The 17,889-nt window shown below is 67.2% G+C and carries 17 protein-coding genes; 10 read left to right on the top strand and 7 right to left on the bottom strand.

The genetic code is table 11. The features are described 5' to 3' along the window. Nucleotides 1-110 precede the first annotated feature (110 nt). Both AC5RWU_RS01265 and AC5RWU_RS01260 read left to right on the top strand, forming a co-directional pair. Entirely contained in the window at nucleotides 111-1,310 is a 1,200-nt protein-coding gene (locus AC5RWU_RS01265) for a pyridoxal-phosphate dependent enzyme (protein ID WP_494029058.1), read from the top strand. A 48-nt stretch (nucleotides 1,311-1,358) separates the two neighbouring features. Continuing rightward, nucleotides 1,359-1,817, top strand: a complete 459-nt coding sequence (locus AC5RWU_RS01260; protein WP_494029057.1) for a pyridoxamine 5'-phosphate oxidase family protein — start codon at nucleotides 1,359-1,361, stop codon at nucleotides 1,815-1,817. Nucleotides 1,818-1,845: 28 nt separating this feature from the next. On the opposite strand, the gene AC5RWU_RS01255 is transcribed toward AC5RWU_RS01260, so the two are convergent. Together AC5RWU_RS01255 and AC5RWU_RS01250 are read right to left on the bottom strand one after the other, a co-directional pair. Beyond that, the gene (locus AC5RWU_RS01255; protein ID WP_494029056.1) at nucleotides 1,846-3,471 is read right to left on the bottom strand and encodes a DEAD/DEAH box helicase; all 1,626 of its coding nucleotides are present in this window, start codon (nucleotides 3,469-3,471) and stop codon (nucleotides 1,846-1,848) included. Between the two features lie 222 nt (nucleotides 3,472-3,693). Then, nucleotides 3,694-4,182 carry a MarR family winged helix-turn-helix transcriptional regulator gene (locus AC5RWU_RS01250; protein WP_494029055.1) on the bottom strand — a complete coding sequence of 163 codons (489 nt, stop codon included), beginning with the start codon at nucleotides 4,180-4,182 and terminating at the stop codon, nucleotides 3,694-3,696. A gap of 280 nt (nucleotides 4,183-4,462) precedes the next feature. Here AC5RWU_RS01250 and trmB point away from each other — a divergent pair, with 280 nt between their 5' ends. Beyond that, on the top strand, nucleotides 4,463-5,320 hold the full coding sequence (trmB, locus tag AC5RWU_RS01245) for a tRNA (guanosine(46)-N7)-methyltransferase TrmB (protein WP_494029054.1): 858 nt from the start codon (nucleotides 4,463-4,465) through the stop codon (nucleotides 5,318-5,320). 160 nt (nucleotides 5,321-5,480) lie between these two features. Further along, entirely contained in the window at nucleotides 5,481-6,389 is a 909-nt protein-coding gene (locus AC5RWU_RS01240; protein ID WP_494029053.1) for a hypothetical protein, read from the top strand. Between the two features lie 97 nt (nucleotides 6,390-6,486). Here AC5RWU_RS01240 and AC5RWU_RS01235 read toward each other — a convergent pair whose 3' ends face one another. Next, nucleotides 6,487-7,482, bottom strand: a complete 996-nt coding sequence (locus AC5RWU_RS01235; protein WP_494029052.1) for a DMP19 family protein — start codon at nucleotides 7,480-7,482, stop codon at nucleotides 6,487-6,489. A gap of 199 nt (nucleotides 7,483-7,681) precedes the next feature. Between AC5RWU_RS01235 and AC5RWU_RS01230 the strand changes: the two genes are divergently transcribed. Then, complete coding sequence (locus AC5RWU_RS01230) at nucleotides 7,682-7,972, top strand: UPF0758 domain-containing protein (protein WP_494029154.1); 291 nt, start codon at nucleotides 7,682-7,684, stop codon at nucleotides 7,970-7,972. On the opposite strand, the gene AC5RWU_RS01225 is transcribed toward AC5RWU_RS01230, so the two are convergent. The 4 genes from AC5RWU_RS01225 to dnaK form a co-directional block, all read right to left on the bottom strand. Continuing rightward, a complete protein-coding gene (locus tag AC5RWU_RS01225) occupies nucleotides 7,899-8,327 on the bottom strand; it encodes a heat shock protein transcriptional repressor HspR (RefSeq protein WP_494029051.1) in 429 nt (142 codons plus the stop codon). The genes AC5RWU_RS01230 and AC5RWU_RS01225 overlap by 74 nt on opposite strands. A 120-nt stretch (nucleotides 8,328-8,447) precedes the next feature. Beyond that, nucleotides 8,448-9,425, bottom strand: coding sequence for a DnaJ C-terminal domain-containing protein (locus AC5RWU_RS01220; protein ID WP_494029050.1), 978 nt, complete (start codon nucleotides 9,423-9,425; stop codon nucleotides 8,448-8,450). A gap of 95 nt (nucleotides 9,426-9,520) precedes the next feature. Further along, nucleotides 9,521-10,123, bottom strand: a complete 603-nt coding sequence (locus AC5RWU_RS01215; protein WP_494029049.1) for a nucleotide exchange factor GrpE — start codon at nucleotides 10,121-10,123, stop codon at nucleotides 9,521-9,523. Between the two features lie 2 nt (nucleotides 10,124-10,125). Next, a complete protein-coding gene (gene dnaK, locus AC5RWU_RS01210; protein WP_494029048.1) occupies nucleotides 10,126-11,985 on the bottom strand; it encodes a molecular chaperone DnaK in 1,860 nt (619 codons plus the stop codon). A gap of 335 nt (nucleotides 11,986-12,320) precedes the next feature. Between dnaK and AC5RWU_RS01205 the strand changes: the two genes are divergently transcribed. Genes AC5RWU_RS01205 through AC5RWU_RS01185 form a run of 5 tightly spaced genes read left to right on the top strand, consistent with a single transcriptional unit; the run spans nucleotide 12,321 to nucleotide 17,871 of the window. Beyond that, on the top strand, nucleotides 12,321-13,547 hold the full coding sequence (locus tag AC5RWU_RS01205) for a benzoate/H(+) symporter BenE family transporter (protein WP_494029047.1): 1,227 nt from the start codon (nucleotides 12,321-12,323) through the stop codon (nucleotides 13,545-13,547). Nucleotides 13,548-13,601: 54 nt separating this feature from the next. Beyond that, complete coding sequence (locus tag AC5RWU_RS01200; protein WP_494029046.1) at nucleotides 13,602-14,417, top strand: class I SAM-dependent methyltransferase; 816 nt, start codon at nucleotides 13,602-13,604, stop codon at nucleotides 14,415-14,417. Between the two features lie 44 nt (nucleotides 14,418-14,461). Then, entirely contained in the window at nucleotides 14,462-15,082 is a 621-nt protein-coding gene (locus AC5RWU_RS01195) for a LysE family transporter (RefSeq protein ID WP_494029045.1), read from the top strand. Nucleotides 15,083-15,131: 49 nt separating this feature from the next. Further along, nucleotides 15,132-15,695, top strand: a complete 564-nt coding sequence (locus AC5RWU_RS01190) for a low molecular weight protein-tyrosine-phosphatase (RefSeq protein ID WP_494029044.1) — start codon at nucleotides 15,132-15,134, stop codon at nucleotides 15,693-15,695. Beyond that, a complete protein-coding gene (locus AC5RWU_RS01185; RefSeq protein ID WP_494029043.1) occupies nucleotides 15,685-17,871 on the top strand; it encodes a chorismate-binding protein in 2,187 nt (728 codons plus the stop codon). Before AC5RWU_RS01190 ends, AC5RWU_RS01185 begins: the two co-directional genes overlap by 11 nt. Nucleotides 17,872-17,889: the final 18 nt, after the last annotated feature.

Below are 17,889 nucleotides of genomic sequence, written 5' to 3'. Positions count from 1 at the left end.
CTTCCCGCTGCGGCCCCGCGCCGCCATGGGGGAAGCCCCTGACAGCCCACCCACTCCGCTTGCTGGAGGCGGGCCTATCTTTCGCCCGCCGCGGCGGCAACAATGAAGGCATGGATCCCGCGGACTGGTTCGCCAACCCCCAGGCGCGAAGCTATGTGGCGCAGCCGGTCCCGGGCGAAGTCTTCTCCTTCCATCAGCGGCTGGCCGGGTACGGCGCTACGGCGCTCAGGGAACTGCCGGAACTCGCAGCGGAAATGGGCGTGGGCCGCGTCTTCGCCAAGGAGGAGCCCCTGCGGCTGGGACTGCCGGCCTTCAGGATCATGGGGGCGTCCTGGGCCGTGTGCCGGGCCCTCGCCGAGCATGCGGGCGAAACCCGCCTCCCCCGCTCGCTCGAGGACATCAGTCCGTTCCTCGCCGGCGTTGGTGAATTGTCGCTGGTTGCGGCCACCGACGGGAACCATGGCCGGGCCGTGGCACGCATGGCCCGGATGCTGGGGCTTGGGGCGGAGATTTTCGTGCCGGCGGAGATCAGCCGGCGGGCCAAGGACGGGATCGCCGGCGAGGGCGCCGTGGTCACCGAACTGGACGCCCCGTACGACGACGTCGTCCGAGCCGCCGCGGCCAGGGTCGCCGAAGGGACGGTCGCCGCTGCAGAGTATGCGCTCGATCCCTCGACGGCGGATCTTACCGCCCTGCTCATCCAGGACAGGGCGTGGCCCGGATATGAGCGGGTCCCCACCTGGATCGTGGAGGGGTATTCCACCATCTTCCGGGAGATCGACCTGCAGTTGGCCGAAGCCGGTGTGCGGCGGGTCGATGCCGTGGCGACGCCGGTTGGTGCCGGATCGCTGGCGCAGGCTGCCGTGCAGCATTACCGGCGCCAGCACCGCGGACAGCGCGGCTGGCACCGGAGGCGCGCCTTCGGGGATGCAGGCCCGTCGCTGCTGAGCGTGGAACCGCGGGGCGCCGCCTGCCTGCTGGAATCCCTGAAGGCCGGCAGGCGGACGTCGGTGGAAACCGGCCGTACCATGCTTGCCGGCCTGGATTGTGGCACCGTTTCGCTCACGGCCTGGCCTGATCTGCGCGGCGGAACAGACGCCGCCGTGGCCATTGCAGATGAGCAGGCGGCCCGGGCCATGGCCGACCTGGGCCGCCTGAAGGTGGACTCGGGTCCGTGCGGCGCAACCTCGCTGGCGGGCATGCGCAGGGCGCTTGGCGAGCCAGCCCTGAGGGAAGCCATGGGCGTCACCGGACAGGCTGCCATCGTACTTTTGTGCACGGAGGACACAGCGGCGAGTCCAACGGGCTGACCGCAGCGGGCCCTACACTCCGCCATGGCCAGCGCCTAGACTGAGCCTATGGACGCCAATGATGCAGTTCACGGAATCCGCGACCTCTCTGCCAATGAGTGCTGGCAGGCCATCCGCACTGCTGAGATCGCCCGTTTGGCGGTCATCATCCGGGACCATCCGGACATCTTCCCGATCACCTACGTGGTGGACCACGGCACGGTCGTCTTCCGCACCGCGCAGGGCAGCAAACTGGACGGCGTACTGTCCGGCCACCCCGTGGCCTTCGAGGTGGACGGCTACGATGCGGGCAGCAACCATGCCTGGAGCGCTGTGATCAAGGGCCGGGCCGAGCGGCTGCAGAACATCGAGGACATCCTGGCCTCCGCCATGCTCCCGCTGTTCCCCTGGCAGGAAGGCGAGAAGAACAACTTCATCCGGATCGTCCCCACGGAGATCACCGGACGCCGCTTCCGGATAGCACCGGGCGCGCGGCAACAGTCCATCAGCGAACGGGCGGTCGAATAGCCACCGGATGTCCCGAGGCCGCAGCCGATCAGCGGCTGCGGCGCCGCTCCTGTGTTGCCGGTACGGAGGCACGGCGCGAACCGCGCGGGGCGGCCGGCCGCTGGCCCGTGGCAGGACGCTGAGCGGACCGCTGGGCCGAGGAGGACCGCTGGCCACCCTCGTTCCCGTTCATTCCACCGTCGCGGGCGCTTCCGGCGGCGCTGCTGTGGGCGCCATGGCTGCGGGGAGCGACGTCCTGGCGCGCACCGCGCCGGCCGGCGTCGCCGGTGCGGGGCTGCGGCTGGCCCGAAGCCTTCCCGCGGCCGCCGCGGCCCTCACCGCCTGCGGAACGCTGCGCGCGCTTGCGCTGGGCGTTGGCGCCGGTGGATTTGCCGCCGCCCTGCTGCGGCAGCTTCTGTGCCAGCAGCATGGCCCGGGTGCGCGGATCGACCTTTTCAGCCATCTCGCCCACCAGCTTTTCCACCAGCGGTGAGGTTGCGGTGACACGCTCGAACGCGACATCGACACCGGCGGCCTTCATCAGCTTTCGGACGTCGGACTGCTGCTCGGGCAGGGTCACGGTGACCACCGTGCCGTCGGAACCGGCACGGGCGGTGCGTCCGGAGCGGTGCAGGTAGGCCTTGTGTTCCGTGGGCGGGTCGACATGGATGACCAGTTCGACGTCGTCCACGTGCACTCCGCGGGCGGCGACGTCGGTGGCCACCAGGACGCGGACATCACCGGCGGCGAACTCGGCCAGGTTGCGGTCGCGGGCGTTCTGGGAGAGGTTGCCGTGCAGATCGACGGCGGGGATGCCAACATCGGTCAGCTGCTTCGCCAGCTTCCGGGCGTGGTGCTTGGTGCGCATGAACAGCACGCGGCGGCCCGTACCGGCTGCCAGCTGCACGATCAGCTGCTTCTTGACGGTCTGGTCATTGACCACCAGCACGTGGTGCTCCATGGTGGTGACCGCGGCCTGCGGGTCGTCCACCGAATGCGTCAGCGGATTGGACAGGTAGCGCTTGACCAGCTTGTCCACGCCGTTGTCCAACGTGGCGGAGAACAGCAGGCGCTGGCCGCGCTCGGGCGTGGCGTCCAGCAGACGCTTGACCACGGGCAGGAAGCCAAGGTCCGCCATATGGTCCGCCTCATCCAGCACCGTGATTTCCACCGCCTCCAGGGTGACGATGCGCTGCTTCATCAGGTCCTCGAGGCGGCCCGGGCAGGCGATGACGATGTCGATGCCGGCGCGCAGCGCCTTTTCCTGGCGCTGCTGGGAGACACCGCCGTAGATCACGGTAGTGTTCAGGCCCAGCTCGGCCGCCAGCGGTTCGATCGTGTTGTTGAGCTGGGTGGCCAGTTCGCGGGTCGGCGCGAGCACCAGGCCCAGGGGACGGCCGGGACGACGGCGGTGTGCGGCTTCGCGCTCGGCAAGCCGGGAGACGAGCGGCAGGGCGAAGGCCAGTGTCTTGCCCGAACCCGTGCGGCCGCGCCCAAGTACGTCACGGCCGGCAAGAGTGTCCGGCAGGGTCTGGACCTGGATCGGGAACGGCGCCGTGATGCCCTGGGCGGCCAGGGCGTTGGCCAGGGCCCGGGGCACGCCCAGAGCGGAAAAACGCGGGGTGGAATCGGCCGGAATGGCTGAAATCGGGCGCGAGGCAACAGAAGTAGTCATGGATGTACAGGTACTTTCGGTCAGTGTCCCCGCCGCGGGTCCGCGAGGGGTTCGCCGAAGAAAAGTCAGACAGTGTCAACCGCTCAGGGGCTGGCCTGCCGGAACACACGTGGTGACCGGGGCCGGTGGCTGATGGAACAGCGGGACAGAATGTAAGCGTTCAACGACGCAGGCTGCACCGAAGCGCAGCAACTTCCTCAAGTCTACCAGCAGCAGGCTGGGTCAGGATCCGCCCAGCTTGTCCGCCGCCTCCTGGATGGCCCGGCAGAGCTTCCGCAGGAAATCGGTGGTGCCCTCCGGAATCCGGATCTGCTCCTGGAAGGAGCCCACGATGGCTGCCTCGTACTGTTCACCCACCCACTTCATGGCGTGCCGGCCGGCCGGGGTCAAGTCCAGCAGCAGGCTGCGGCGGTCACTGGGATGGGGTCGGCGGGCCACGAAACCGGCGTTCTCCAGGCGGTCGATCATCGCCGTGGCTGATCCGGTGGTGATGCTGAGCATCCGGGCGAGGTCCTTCGGAGTCATCCGGCCGGCATCGAGCAGATGGACAAGAGCGTTCAACTCGTTCAGGCCAAGGCCCAGTTCACCGGCAAAATGTATGCGCAGGCGCAGGGTATTGGCATTCAGGACCCGAAGGATGTCCACCAAAGCGCGGACATCCTGCTTCGGAACAGGATCCCCGATCGTGTCACTGCTGGGTGCTGTCGGCATCTTTTCCCCCTCTGCCGCAGAGTCTACCAAGTTACTCGGTAGCCGAGTGATTGGCTCAAACTCCGGAAACCCGCGGCAACTCGAGGAGAGTTCTAGGGTCAGCCGGGCAATAAGGCCGTCTTTACTTGATTATCAAGCTACTTCATGGAACGCTCGGATCCAAGGGAAACACCAGTTGGGGGTAGATGCCCGCAGGACCGGCGTTGGTCCTGCGGGCATCTATTTGCTCCCGGCGGCCGGCCAACCGGCACCAGCGTCCCAGCGGCTATCCTTTACTGCGATGAACAACCAGCCGCACTCCCCCGACCAGCCCGATACCCCAGCCGCCGGCGCCTACCGCAGCCAGCCGGTCTCCTTCGTCCGCCGCGGTTCCCGACTGCAGGGCCGCAGGCAGCAGGCCTGGGAAGACTATGCCGCCCGATTCGTGGTGGACGTGCCCCGCCGGCAGGCCGATACCTCGGTGCATCCCGGCTTCGTTTTCGATGCCGCGGCCGCCTTTGGGCGCAAGGCGCCTCTGGTCGTCGAGATCGGTTCGGGGCTGGGCGAGGCTGTCGTCAATGCCGCCGAACAGTATCCGGACAGGAACTTCCTGGCGGTCGAGGTTTACCGCCCGGGACTGGCGCAGACACTCCTGCGCATCGGCCAGCGGGGCCTGACCAACGTGCGCGTGGTCCAGGCCAATGCGCCGGAGGTACTGAGCACCATGCTTCCCGAGGACTCGGTCAGCGAAGTCTGGGTGTTCTTCCCGGATCCGTGGCACAAGACCAGGCACATCAAACGGCGGCTGGTCAAGGACAGCTTCGCTCCGCTGGTGGCCCGCGTCCTCGAAGCCGGCGGCCTCTGGCGACTGGCCACCGACTGGTCCGACTACGCGGTTCAAATGCGGGAAGTGCTGGACAGGGCAGCGGATTTCCAGAATGTGCATGCGGGTGAACGCAGCGGCGCCGACAGCCCGCTGACTCGGGTGTGGGCCAGCGGCGCCGAGGGCCGGGTCCCATCCGCCGACCTGGATGACAAGGGCGGCTGGGCGCCGCGCTTCGAGGGCCGGATCGTGACCAGCTTCGAGAACAAAGCGCACCGCGCCGGCCGGGAGATCTTCGACCTCACTTACCGGCGCACGGCGCGCGCTTCAGCCTGACGGCGCCAGGCTTGCCGGCCGCCGTCGTAATTTTCAGCCCGAAACTTGTGCATGTGATTTGAACCTCATCCCGTCGCGTCTCGTCTTCACTGTCAGAGGCGCGCTCTGACCGCCTCCCTTCATCCCGAGCCCTGCCCGGATAATCAGGAGGTACCAAACCATGAACCACAAGCTGCGCGGCGTCATCGCTGCGATGGCGCTGAGCCTGCTGGCCTTGACGGCCTGCGGGCAGCAGGGGGGGACGGAACAGACCGAATCCCCCGCCGAAACGACGGCGGCGGGTGACGTCGACCTGATGACCGCCGATTCCCCGCTGGGCGAGATTGTCGTCGACAGCGACGGTATGACGTTGTACTACTTCACCCGCGACACCGCCAACTCCGGTGTGAGTGCGTGCGAAGGCCAGTGCCTCATCGACTGGCCGCCCATGCTGACGGACAACGAAACCCCCGTGGTTGAAGGCGTCACGGGCGAGGTCGGCACCATTGAGGGCCCGGACGGCCCCGACGGCCAGCGCTGGGTCACCCTCAACGGCATGCCGCTGTACTACTGGATCCGGGACAACCAGCCGGGCGATGTGACCGGCCAGGACGTGGGCCAGGTCTGGTACGTCGTGGCACCGGACGGCACGATGATCACTGATCCGCTTCCCGCCACCGAATCCCCGTCTCCGACTGAAGGAACCACCGAGGGAACCGGCGGCGCCGCGGGCGAAGGTGCTGCAGACCTGGCAGTCGCGGAAAGCGAAGCGGGCCAGATCGTCGTCAACGGCGAAGGCCTGAGCGTCTACTACTACACGCGGGACACCGCGAATTCGGGCGTGAGCGCCTGCACCGGCGGTTGCCTCCAGGCCTGGCCGCCGGTAACCACCGAGAGCGATTCGCCATCCGTTGAGGGAGTGACCGGCGAAATCGGAACCATCGATACGCCGGACGGCCAGAAGCAGATCACCATCAACGGCATGCCGATCTATCTTTACGCAGAGGATCAGGCACCTGGTGACATCATTGGTCAGGGCGTCGGCGATGTGTGGTACCTCGTGGCTCCCGATGGAACCATGATGCAGTAAGCAGGGCTGTGCAACAGCATTGCCAGGGGCCGGGCGGGGCCGGACACGTCAAGCGTCCCGCCCCGCTGCCGTGCCGGCGATCTCTTCGGCAGAGCTCCTAGCGCAGCGGACTGGCCTGGGTGGCGGATGCCTGCTCTTCGTCGTCGGCGTCCTCGTCGTCGAATTCCACTGAGGCGACAATCTCGCGGGTATCGCCGTCGATCATCAGTGCCTCATTTTCCCGCTCGATCATCAGGTACTCACCCTGGTCGGTGGTGAAGTGCCAGGCAAAAGCGGTTTCGCCCTGCCACTTGAACTGCGGGTCGCCGAGGGTGATCGCCTCGAGTTCCTGGCCGGCCACCTCGGTGAGAACCCGGATAATGCGCTCGGACTCCGGCATATTCTCCGCCAGGTAGCGGGCCGCGGCTTCCTTCCGTTCCGCCAGATCCGGAATCTCCGCGACACGACGGCCCACATAGTCCTCCAGTCCGTCCCGGGGAATGACCTGCAACTCCGGCAGGGAACGCAGCCAGGCGGCGTTCCTGGCCACCAGATCGTCCGAATCGTTCAGCGCGTAGAAGTCCTCGTCGATATCGTCGAAAATGTCCTCTTCGTCTTCGTCGTAGTCTTCTTCCGGGTCAGGCATGGATTCGCTGTTCCGGGCGGAGCCGTCGTCGTCCAGGTCTTCGTCCGGGTCTTCGTCCCAGTCGCCCTCCAGATCGTCCTCGTCCAGGTCATCGAAAAACGCATCGCTGAGGAAGAAGTCCTTTTCCTCCTCGTCCAGTTCTTCGAACGCGGCCACGGCCTTCTCGAACAGCCGGGCATGGGCATCCGCGCCCATGAGGTTCAGGCCCTCGAGGACGCGTTCGTTGAGTTCCGCCTTCCAGCCGGAATTGAAGATGTACTGGGCGAATCCGCCGTTGAGCACCTGCGTGAGGTAGAAATCGACGTAGTAGCTGCGCAGCGCATTGATGGCGATCTCGTCTTCGGTGAGCAGCTCAGTCAGCAAGGCGTTGACCAGGGTGACGTTGGACGAAACGACGGCGTCGTCGCCCTCCTGGACGCTTTCGGCGGAAACGACGACGTTGAGCTGTGCTGCGGCTGGTGCGCTCATGGTGGGTCCTCATTCATCGTGGGACGTATTGACCCTTCGAACGTAGCCGCCGGTACCAGCCCGGGCGATGTTCTGCAGTTGAACTTCAGGCGAATCTTGGCCGACCGCCTCCCGGCACTGCTCCTCCACCGCCGGGACACCCGGAACAGTTGCCCACAGCGAAGCCGGCCGGCCTCGGGAACGCCTGCGTCGGGTGTGACTGTCCCGGCTGCGGGACGCGGAGGTCCTGGCTCTGGTGATTGGGTCCGGCACCCGCGGGCTGAGCAGCCTGGAACTGGCCGGCCTGGTGTTGACGGAGTTCGGCGGGCCGGCCGGGCTCCAGTCTGTTTCCGTTGAGCGGCTCCAGGACATCGGCGGGGTGGGGCCGGCACTGGCCATACGGCTCGCCGGAGCGATGGAACTGGCCCGGCGCTCGGCTAATGACCCTGCGGCCGCCAAACCACCAGGGCCTGCGAACGTGGCCGCGGACGCTGCCCCCGCGCCAGGCTGACGACATCACCGGCCAGTCCTGCGGCGAAGATCCGCCGGGCCTCGGCGCTGCCGCGGGCCTGGGCGTCCGCAAGCTCCTCGCTCAGTTCCCGTACACGCGCCTCCAGCAGCGCCACCTGGGTCTCCAGTTCGAGGATCCGTTTGATCCCCTCGAGCGACACCCCTTCCTGGGAAAGGCGCTGCACTTCGCGCAATGTCTCGATGTCCCGCTGTGAATAACGGCGGGCCCGGCCAGGCGCACGGCTGGGTGACACAAGGCCCAGGCGGTCGTACTGCCGCAGGGTCTGGGGGTGCATCTCCGCCAGCTCCGCCGCCACGGAGATCACAAATATGGGCGCATTGCTGTCAATGCCCACTGTTCTCCTTTCACCAAGTCATCGGCCATGCCGGGCAGCGCGGGCGCCGTTCCCGCCGCGGCCGGAGCCGCGGCGGGAACCGCAGCCTGGCCGCGGCACAGGCCGGCTGCTACGTTCAACCTACAGCCGCGCTTTGTCGCCCAGGTGGGCCCTGGGGCCGCCGTCGGCCGTGGCCGCCGCGAAGGCCTTCACCGCGTCCTCGGCTTCCTTGCTCAGCTTCTGCGGAACGACGACGTCGATGGTCACCAGCAGGTCACCGGTCGCCTTCGAGGTCGACACACCGCGCCCTTTGACGCGCAGCGTCCTCCCCGACGGGGTTCCCGGCGGAATCCGCAGCTTAACCGTCTCCCCTGTCAGCGTCGGTACCTGGATCTGCGCGCCGAGCGCTGCCTCGGGGAAGGTTACGGGAACATGGATCCGGATATTGTCGCCCTCACGCGTGAAGAACTCGTGGGGCTTGACGTTGACCGTCACCAGCAGGTCGCCGTTGCCCGCCGGACCCGGCTGTCCCTTGCCGCGAACCCTGACCTTCTGGCCGTCCTTGATGCCGGCGGGGATACGGACGTCAATGACCTCGCCGGATGGTTCCCGCAGGCCGATGCTGGTTCCTTTGATCGACCCGGCAAAGGAAATGCTGGTGGTCGCGGTCCGGTCCGCACCCTTCTGCGGTGCCTGCCGGTATCCCCCGTAGCCGCCGGCCCCACCGAAGAGATCGGCGAATTCCGGCGGCAGGCCCGAAGCCGTGAAGCCGCCTGCCTGCCGTCCTCGGCCATGGCCGCCGGCGCCGAACAGTCCGCCGAAAATATCCTCGAAGCCGCTGCCGCCCGGCTGGCCGGCACCGTGCGCACTGAACCGCGCGCCACCGCCCATGGCCCGGATCGCATCGTACTGCTGGCGTTCCTCCGGATCCGACAGCACGGAGTAGGCCTCGCTCACGTCCTTGAACGTCTTTTCCGCCGCGGGATCGTTCTGGTTCTGGTCCGGGTGGAACTGGCGCGCGAGCTTGCGGTATGCCTTCTTGATGTCAGCGTCGCTGGCATCCTTGGGAACGCCCAGGATCTTATAGAAGTCCTTGTCGATCCAGTCCTGGCTGGCCATGGCACCTCCTTTCTTCTCAATGTAGAACAGTTACGGCCGAAAGCGGCGAGGGCCAGAGCGGCCTTCGGGAAAGGCGGCTCTGGCCCCTACGGACGCTATTCAGGTACCGCGACGATTACCTGGGCCGGCCGGAGGGTCCGGTCGTTGCTCTTGTAACCGAAGCGGAGGACCTGGCTCACGGTATCCGTCTCGACATCAGCGCTGGACTGCTGCATGAGCGCCTCGTGGATGTTCGGGTCGAACGCGACACCGCTTTCCTCGATGCGGACCAGACCGTAGCCGGCCAGCACGTTCTCCAGCTTGACGGCGATCGCAGCGAACGGCCCGCTTTCCAGGTCGCCGGCCTGCCGTGCGGCATCGATGTCATCCAGCACCGGCAGCAGCGAATTCAGCATGCTGATCACCGCTGCGTCCCGGGCGACATCCCGGTCACGCTCCACCCGCTTACGGTAGTTGACATACTCCGCCTGCAGCCGCTTGAGGTCAGCAAGCCGCTCGGCCGCGAGATCCGTCTCGACGGTTTCGCCGGTTTCCGTTTCCGGACCGGCTCCGTCCCCGGCTTCCGCCTCGAGGCCGGCCTCCTTGAGGATCGCCTCGGCCTGCGCTAGAGCGTCCCCCTCCGGAGCCGTGTCGTGGGCCTCGTCGACCGGCGTCAGATCCTCGTGCTCGTGCTCTGATTCATCACCGTGGTGGGGCATGGTTACTTCTTCTCGTCTTCGTCTACGATTTCGGCGTCGACGATGTCCTCATCGGACTTGCCTGCGCCCGGGTTGCCGGCGCTGTCACCGGCCGCTGCGCCTTCGGCCGGCTGGGCCTGCGAGTAGATGGCCTCGCCCAGCTTGCTCTGGGAAGCCTGCAGCTTCTCGAAGGCGGACTTCACGGCGTCGTCATCGGTTCCGGCCAGCGCGGTCTTGAGGGCGTCGACGTCGGCCTTGACCTCGGTCTTGACGTTCTCCGGCAGCTTGTCAGCGTTGTCGGCCAGCAGCTTGTCCACCGAGTAGGCGGTCTGCTCCGCGGTGTTGCGGACGTCAGCGGCCTCGCGGCGCTTCTTGTCCTCCGCGGCGTGCTCCTCGGCATCCCGGACCATGCGGTCGATGTCATCCTTGGACAGTGCGGTGCCGCCCGTGATGGTCATGGACTGCTCGGCGCCCGTGCCCTTGTCCTTGGCGGACACGTGGACGATACCGTTGGCGTCGATGTCGAAGGTGACCTCGATCTGGGGAACGCCGCGCGGCGCCGGGGCAATCCCGGTCAGCTCGAACGTGCCCAGCGGCTTGTTGTCGCGGGTGAATTCACGCTCACCCTGGAAGACCTGGATGGCCACGGACGGCTGGTTGTCATCGGCGGTGGTAAAGGTCTCCGAACGCTTGGTCGGGATCGCGGTGTTGCGCTCGATCAGCTTGGTCATCACGCCACCCTTGGTTTCGATGCCCAGGGACAGCGGGGTGACGTCAATAAGCAGGACGTCCTTGCGCTCGCCCTTCAGGACGCCGGCCTGCAGTGCAGCGCCAACCGCCACGACCTCATCCGGGTTCACGCCCTTGTTCGGTTCCTTGCCGCCCGCCATCTGCTTGACCAGCTCGGACACTGCCGGCATACGGGTCGAACCGCCCACCAGGATGATGTGGTTGATGTCCGAAACCTTGATGCCGGCTTCGGCAATCACGTCGTGGAACGGCTTCTTCGTGCGGTCCAGCAGGTCCGTCGTCAGTTCCTGGAACTTGGCCCGGGTCAGGTGCTCATCCAGGTGGACCGGACCGTCCGGGGTCACGGACAGGTACTGCAGGGAGATGTTGGTGCTCGACGCGGAGGACAGTTCCTTCTTCGCCTGCTCTGCGGCCTCGCGCAGGCGCTGCAGGGCGATCTTGTCCTTGGAGAGGTCGATGCCCTTGGTCTGCAGCTGCTTGAGCAGGTAGTCCACGACGCGCTGGTCCCAGTCGTCGCCGCCGAGGCGGTTGTCACCCGCGGTCGCGCGGACCTGGATGGTGGAGAACTGGTCCTCGTCCTTGCCGACTTCCAGCAGGGACACGTCGAACGTGCCGCCGCCGAGGTCGAAGACCAGGATGAGCTCGTCCTCCTTGCCCTTGTCCAGGCCGTAGGCCAAGGCCGCCGCGGTGGGCTCGTTGACGATGCGCAGCACGTTCAGGCCGGCAATCTCGCCGGCTTCCTTGGTGGCCTGGCGCTCGGCGTCGTTGAAGTACGCCGGAACGGTGATCACCGCATCGGTGACCTTCTCGCCCAGGTAGCTCTCGGCGTCGTGCTTGAGCTTCTGCAGGATGCGCGCGGAGATTTCCTGCGGCGTGTAGTTCTTACCATCGATGTCCTTCTTCCAGTCCGTGCCCATGTGGCGCTTGACGGAGGAAATGGTGCGCTCGATGTTGTTGACGGCCTGGCGCTTGGCGATTTCGCCGACCAGGACTTCGCCGGCCTTGGAGAAGGCAACCACCGACGGAGTGGTGCGGCCACCCTCGGCGTTGGCGATTACGGTGGGTTCGCCACCTTCCAGTACGGAAACCACCGAGTTGGTGGTTCCAAGGTCGATACCTACGGCACGTGACATTAGCTGTCTCCTTCTTGTCCTGACGATGCCCTCAACCCACAGGCCCGGAACGGAGCAGGCAGATTGAGCGTTCTGCACTCAAGTCTAGGAAACGGCCCAAATGAAGTCAAGTTAAGTTGAGTCGCCTCGACTCAACTTTGCCAATCGTCCTCCCGCGAAACCTCAGTTTTTGCCGGAATCCCTCCTGAGAATCAACATAAATTGAGGTTTCGGCGGGACCGGGGCGGGCGGGACAGGGCTCCGGGGCCGGGATTGATATCCGAAGGCCCGCAACTCATATCCGGTAAAACCGCTACAGTGGCCTGCGGCAGTGAAGCCGATCACAGGGAGTGCCAATGTCCCGCACCATCGCCACCGCGCCCGGTCCAGGCCTGGGCCAGGCCTTTTCCCTCTCCACCGTGACCGCCGGGTTCGTCGCCGTCGCCATTTCCTATGCCGGCCCGATGTTGGTGGTCCTGCAGGCGGCCCAGGGTGCCGGACTCAGTGCTGAGCAGACCACGTCCTGGGTCTGGTCCATCGCCGTCGCCAGCGGCCTGACCTGCATCGCGCTGAGCCTCTTCACCCGGCAGCCGATTGTCGTTGCCTGGTCCGTGCCGGGCGCTGCGCTGCTGCTGACCGCGCTCGGCGACTACGCATACAGCGATGCCATCGGCGCTTACGTGGTGGCCGCGCTGCTGGCGCTGGTGCTGGGCGTGACCGGGCTCTTCGGCAAGCTGCTGTCGATTGTGCCCAAGCCCATCATGGCGGCCGTGCTGGCCGGAGTACTGCTGCCGTTCGTGCTCGAGGCCGCTGCCGCCGTCGTGGCTTCCCCGCTGATGGCCGGCGGCCTGGCAGCCGTATACCTTGCCGGGCGCCGCTTCATCCCGCGCTACGCCGTGCTGGCTGCGCTGGTTGCCGGCGCAGCGCTGAGCATACTGGCAGGCCAGGCGAAGGCGCCGGAACTGACGCTGGACCTCAGCGGGCCGATCTGGACCACGCCGACCTTCGACGCCCAGGCAATCATGGGCATCGCCATCCCCCTCATGATCGTCACCATGGCCGGGCAGAACGGGCCCGGCCTGACGATGATGCATTCGACCGGCTACGACGTCAATGACAGGCTCCTGCTGGGTGGGGCGTCCGCGGCCTGGCTGGTGTCCGCGCCGTTCGGCTCCCACGGCATCAACCTTGCCGCCATCACCGCCGGCATCTGCGCGGGCCGGGAAGCGCACGAGGACATGCGCCGCCGATACATGGCTGGGATCTTCTGCGGCATTTTCTATATCCTCTTCGGCCTGGTCAGCAACAGCGCCGTGGCGCTGTTCGCCGCCGTCCCGCCGGAGATGATGACGGCACTGGCCGGCGTCGCGCTATTGGGGGCCCTGCAGGGGTCCTTCATTGACGCGATTTCCGACGTCCGCGCCAATCCGATCGCCGTCGAGGCCGCGGTCATCACCCTGGCGGTCACGACTTCCGGCATTGCACCGTGGGGCATCGTGTCCCCGTTCTGGGGACTGCTGGCCGGCAGCGCGGCCTACCTGCTGCTGCGGCGGTACGGCCGGAGCACAGGCAGCCAACGTTAGTCACGCAGGGTCACCTGCATCGCCGTGGGTGGGCCGGGATAGTAATGTCCTGCTATGAGCAGCCCCAGCGAAGACGACGTCTACTCCCACGGCCACCACCAGAGCGTGGTCAGCGCCCACGCCGCCCGCACCGCCGTGGATTCCGCCGGCTACCTCCTGCCCCATCTCATGCAGGGGCTCACGGTGCTCGATGTCGGCTGCGGACCGGGCAGCATCACCGTGGATTTCGCCGAGTTGGTGGCGCCCGGCCAGGTCACCGGCCTGGACCGTTCCGAGGAGGTACTGGCCCAGGGACGGCAACTGGCGGCCGGGCGCCGGCTCGGCAACGTGGAGTTCCGGGCCGGAAATGTCTACGACCTGGACTTCCCCGACGGGACGTTTGACGTCGTCCACGCGCACCAGGTGCTGCAGCACCTGACCGAGCCCGTGGCCGCGCTGCGCGAAATGCGACGCGTGGCCAAGCCCGGCGGCATCGTCGCCGTGCGGGACGCGGACTTCCACGGCATGAGCTGGTATCCGGAAATCCCCGAACTGGACGAGTGGATGGCCACTTACCAGCAGATCGCCCGCGGCAACAAGGCAGAGCCCGACGCCGGCCGGCACCTGATCTCCTGGGCATTGGAGGCCGGGTTCACGGACATCCGGCCATCCTCCGCCAACTGGCTGTATGCCACACAGGAACGCCGGACCTGGCAGTCGGAGACCTGGGCCACCCGCGTGCTGCATTCCGCCTTCGCGGAGCAGGCACTGGAGCGCGGGCTGGCCGACCAAGAGAAGCTGGAACGCATCGCCGCCGGCTGGCGCCGCTGGGGCGCCGCCCCGGACGGGATCTTCCTGATTCCGAATGTGGAGCTGATCGCGCGGGCCTGAGTTGCGGGCGCCGGAGCCGCCCGCACCCGCATAGAATTTCGAAGGTGAGCTTTTCCCTGTGGCTGGCCCTGGCCGGCGCCGGTACCGTTGTCAGCTTCACTCCGGGCGCCGGGGCCATCAATACGATGAACAATGCCCTCAACTCGGGGTTCCGGCGGTCCATCTGGGGAATCCTGGGACAGCAGCTGGCCCTGGTCATCCACATCCTCATCGTCGCGGCGGGCGTGGGACTGCTGGTTGCCGGTTCACCGCTCGCGTTCAATGTGATCCGGTATGCCGGCGCAGCCTACCTGGTGTACCTGGGGATCCGCCAGTTCCTCGCCAAACCGGACTTCGCCGAGCATGCGGCGGCGTCCCCGCGCTCCGAGCCTGCGTTCGCCATGTTCCGGCGCGGTGTGTGGGTGAATCTGCTCAACCCCAAGGCGATCGTGTTTTTCCTGGCGTTCATGCCGCAGTTCATCCGCCCGCAGGAGCCGCTGCTGCTGCAGTACGCCGTGCTGGCGGCCACCGTTGTCCTGATCGACATCCTGGTGATGTGGTTCTTCTTCGCGGCGGCGGCGCGGCAGTTCCGGCGGCTGACGCGCAGCGAACGCGGCCAGCGGCTGCTGAACCGGACCTTCGGCATCCTGTTCGTCGCGGTGGGCATCATGCTCGCGGTGCTCTGAACCGGCGCAGGACCTGCCCCAAATGTCCCGGCGCCCGTACACTAAATCCATGTCATCACCATTCCGGATCATCACCGTCTGCACGGGCAACATCTGCCGGTCCCCCATGGCCGAACTTTTGCTCACCCATGCGTTCAACGACGCCGGGCTGGCGGACGACGTCGTCGTGGACTCCGCGGGCACCACCAGCTGGGAAGTGGGCCGGCCGATCGACGAACGGGCTGCCAACAAACTCGGCCTCCACGGCATCACCAGCACGAACCACCGGGCCCGGCAGTTCGAGCCCGGCTGGTACCGCGAGCGCGACCTGATCCTCGCCCTGGATCTGGACCACTACGAACAGCTGCGCCGGGACGCTCCGGACCCGGACGCCCGCAGCAAGGTCCATCTGCTGCGCGAGTTCGATCCGGCCTCCGCCGGCCGGCCTGTCGAAGAGCTGGGCATCTATGACCCCTGGTTCGGCGATGCCGCGGATTTCAATGCCAGCTGGGAGCTGATGCACCCGGCCGTGGACGGCATTGTTGCCTACGTGCGCCAGCAGCTGGACAGCCGGCTCCGGGAACGGAAAGAGAACGGAACCGACGGCGCGGATACGGCTTCGGGTGACCGCTAGGGCGGAATCGGCAGGCCAGCGCGGGCCGGCCATCATCGCCGTCGACGGACGGTCGGGCGCCGGCAAGACGACGCTGGCGGTGGAACTGGCAACCCTGCTGCGCGCGCACCACAGCGTGAGCCTGTTCCACCTGGAGGAGATCTACCCGGGCTGGGAAGGCCTGGTCGCCGGCCAGCAGCGCTACGTGGAAACGGTGCTCGAACCGCTGCGCGAGGGGCGGCCCGCCGACTGGACCGCGTGGGACTGGATCCACCAAACGGACGGTGGCAAGCGTACGACGGAACCGGCGGAGATCGTCGTTGTAGAAGGCGTCGGTGCGGCCTGCGCTGCAGCGCGCGGACTGCTCGACGTCGTCGTCTGGGTGGAGGCCGCCGAGGATCAGCGGCGGATGCGCGCACTGGAACGCGACGGCGACACCTACCTGCCCTACTGGGGACTGTGGGCCGGGCAGGAAGCCGCGTGGCTGGCGGACGACGACGTCGCCGCCGCCGCCGACATCCTGGTCGACGGACACCAGGGGCCGGCTGCGCCCGCCGGTGTGCTGCACGCGCTGACCACGCTCCCGGTGCTCGATTCTTTGCTCGCCGCCGAACGGCACCGCAACCGGGCGCTGGTTCCGGTGATTGAGCGGGTGGACGTCTGCCCGGATCCGGAGGTCCTGTTCGAGGCCCTCTACGCGAACTCGCCCCGTGCGGTCTGGCTGGACAGTTCCAGTGCGGGGGCCGGGGCGCCGGACCGGAACCGATTCAGTATCATGGCGGACGACGGCGGCAGCTACAGCCGGCTGGCAGTGCACCGCACGGGTAAAACGGAGGTCCGCTGCGGCAGCGTCACCGCACGCATCCGGACCCCCTTCTTCCGCTGGCTGGACTCCGCCTGGGAGCAAGAGACGGCGCCGGCCCCCGGTCCCGGACCATGCGAATTCATCCCCGGCTGGATCGGCTACCTGGGGTATGAACTCAAGCGGGAAACCGGTGGCAGCGACATCCAATCCGCGTATCCCGATGCCATCCTCCTGCACCCGGGCCGCTGCGTCATCGTCGACCATCGGCAGCGGTGCCTCTACCTGATAGCCCTGGCCCGGGCCGCGGACGGCCCGGCTCCTGGGAACGCGGCGGCCGACAACGAGGCTGCGGAGTGGCTCCGCCGGACCAGGCGGACCGTGCTTGAACTTGGGCCGGCAGCTCCGCAGCCGCCGGCCGCCCCCGGCACGGCGGTGCCGGTATTCGCCAGCCGAGACGACGAACCGGCCTACAAGCGCAAGATCCGCCAGGCCCAGGAGCAGATCCGCGACGGCAACTCCTACGAAATCTGCCTGACCACTACGCTCGAGGCCGCCGTCCCCGCGCCCTTGGATCCCCTGGGCACCTACCTGGCCCTCCGGCGTCGTAATCCTGCGCCGTTTGCCTCCTATCTGAGGTTCGACGGCCTGGCCGTGGCCAGCACGTCGCCGGAGCGTCTGCTGCGGATCAACGCCGCGGGAGCCATGCGGGCCGAACCGATCAAGGGAACGCGGCGGCGGGAAGCGGATCCGCGGTTGGACGAAGCGCTGCGGCAGGACCTGGAGACCTCGCCCAAGGACCGGGCGGAGAACATCATGATCGTGGACCTGCTGCGCAACGACCTCTCCCACGCGGCCGTGCCGGGTTCGGTGACCGTTAGCCGGCTGTGCGCAATCGAAAGCTATGCCACCGTGCACCAGATGGTCAGCACCATCGATGCCCGGCTCCGGCCGGACGCCTCCCGCGCGGAGGCGGTGGCGGCGGCTTTCCCGGCCGGTTCCATGACCGGCGCCCCCAAGATCAGCAGCATGAACATCCTGGACCGGCTCGAGGCGGGACCCCGCGGAGTGTATTCGGGCGCCATCGGCTACTTCTCCCGCACCGGGGCGACCGACCTGTCAGTGGCCATCCGTACGCTGGTGCTGGACTCCGGCTCCGGTCCGCATTGCCCGGGGCACGCGGCCGGCCAGAACCTTGCCCTGGGGATCGGCGGGGCCATCACGTCGGACTCGGTCCCGGACGAGGAGTGGGACGAAATCCGGACGAAGGCCTTCGGCGTGCTTTCGGCACTGGGCGCTGTCTTTCCGGAGCCGGCCGTCCGGTCCGCGGAGGCCGTCCTGCCCGCGGAGGCCGTCCTGCCCCCGGAGGCCGTCCTGCGCAGCAACCGGGCGTAGCACTAAGGCAAGCAGCAC

It is taken from the genome of Arthrobacter sp. B0427-1-12, assembly GCF_059092905.1.
The sequence above is the reverse complement of the archived record's forward strand: the minus strand, read 5'-3'. Positions and strand labels throughout refer to the sequence as shown.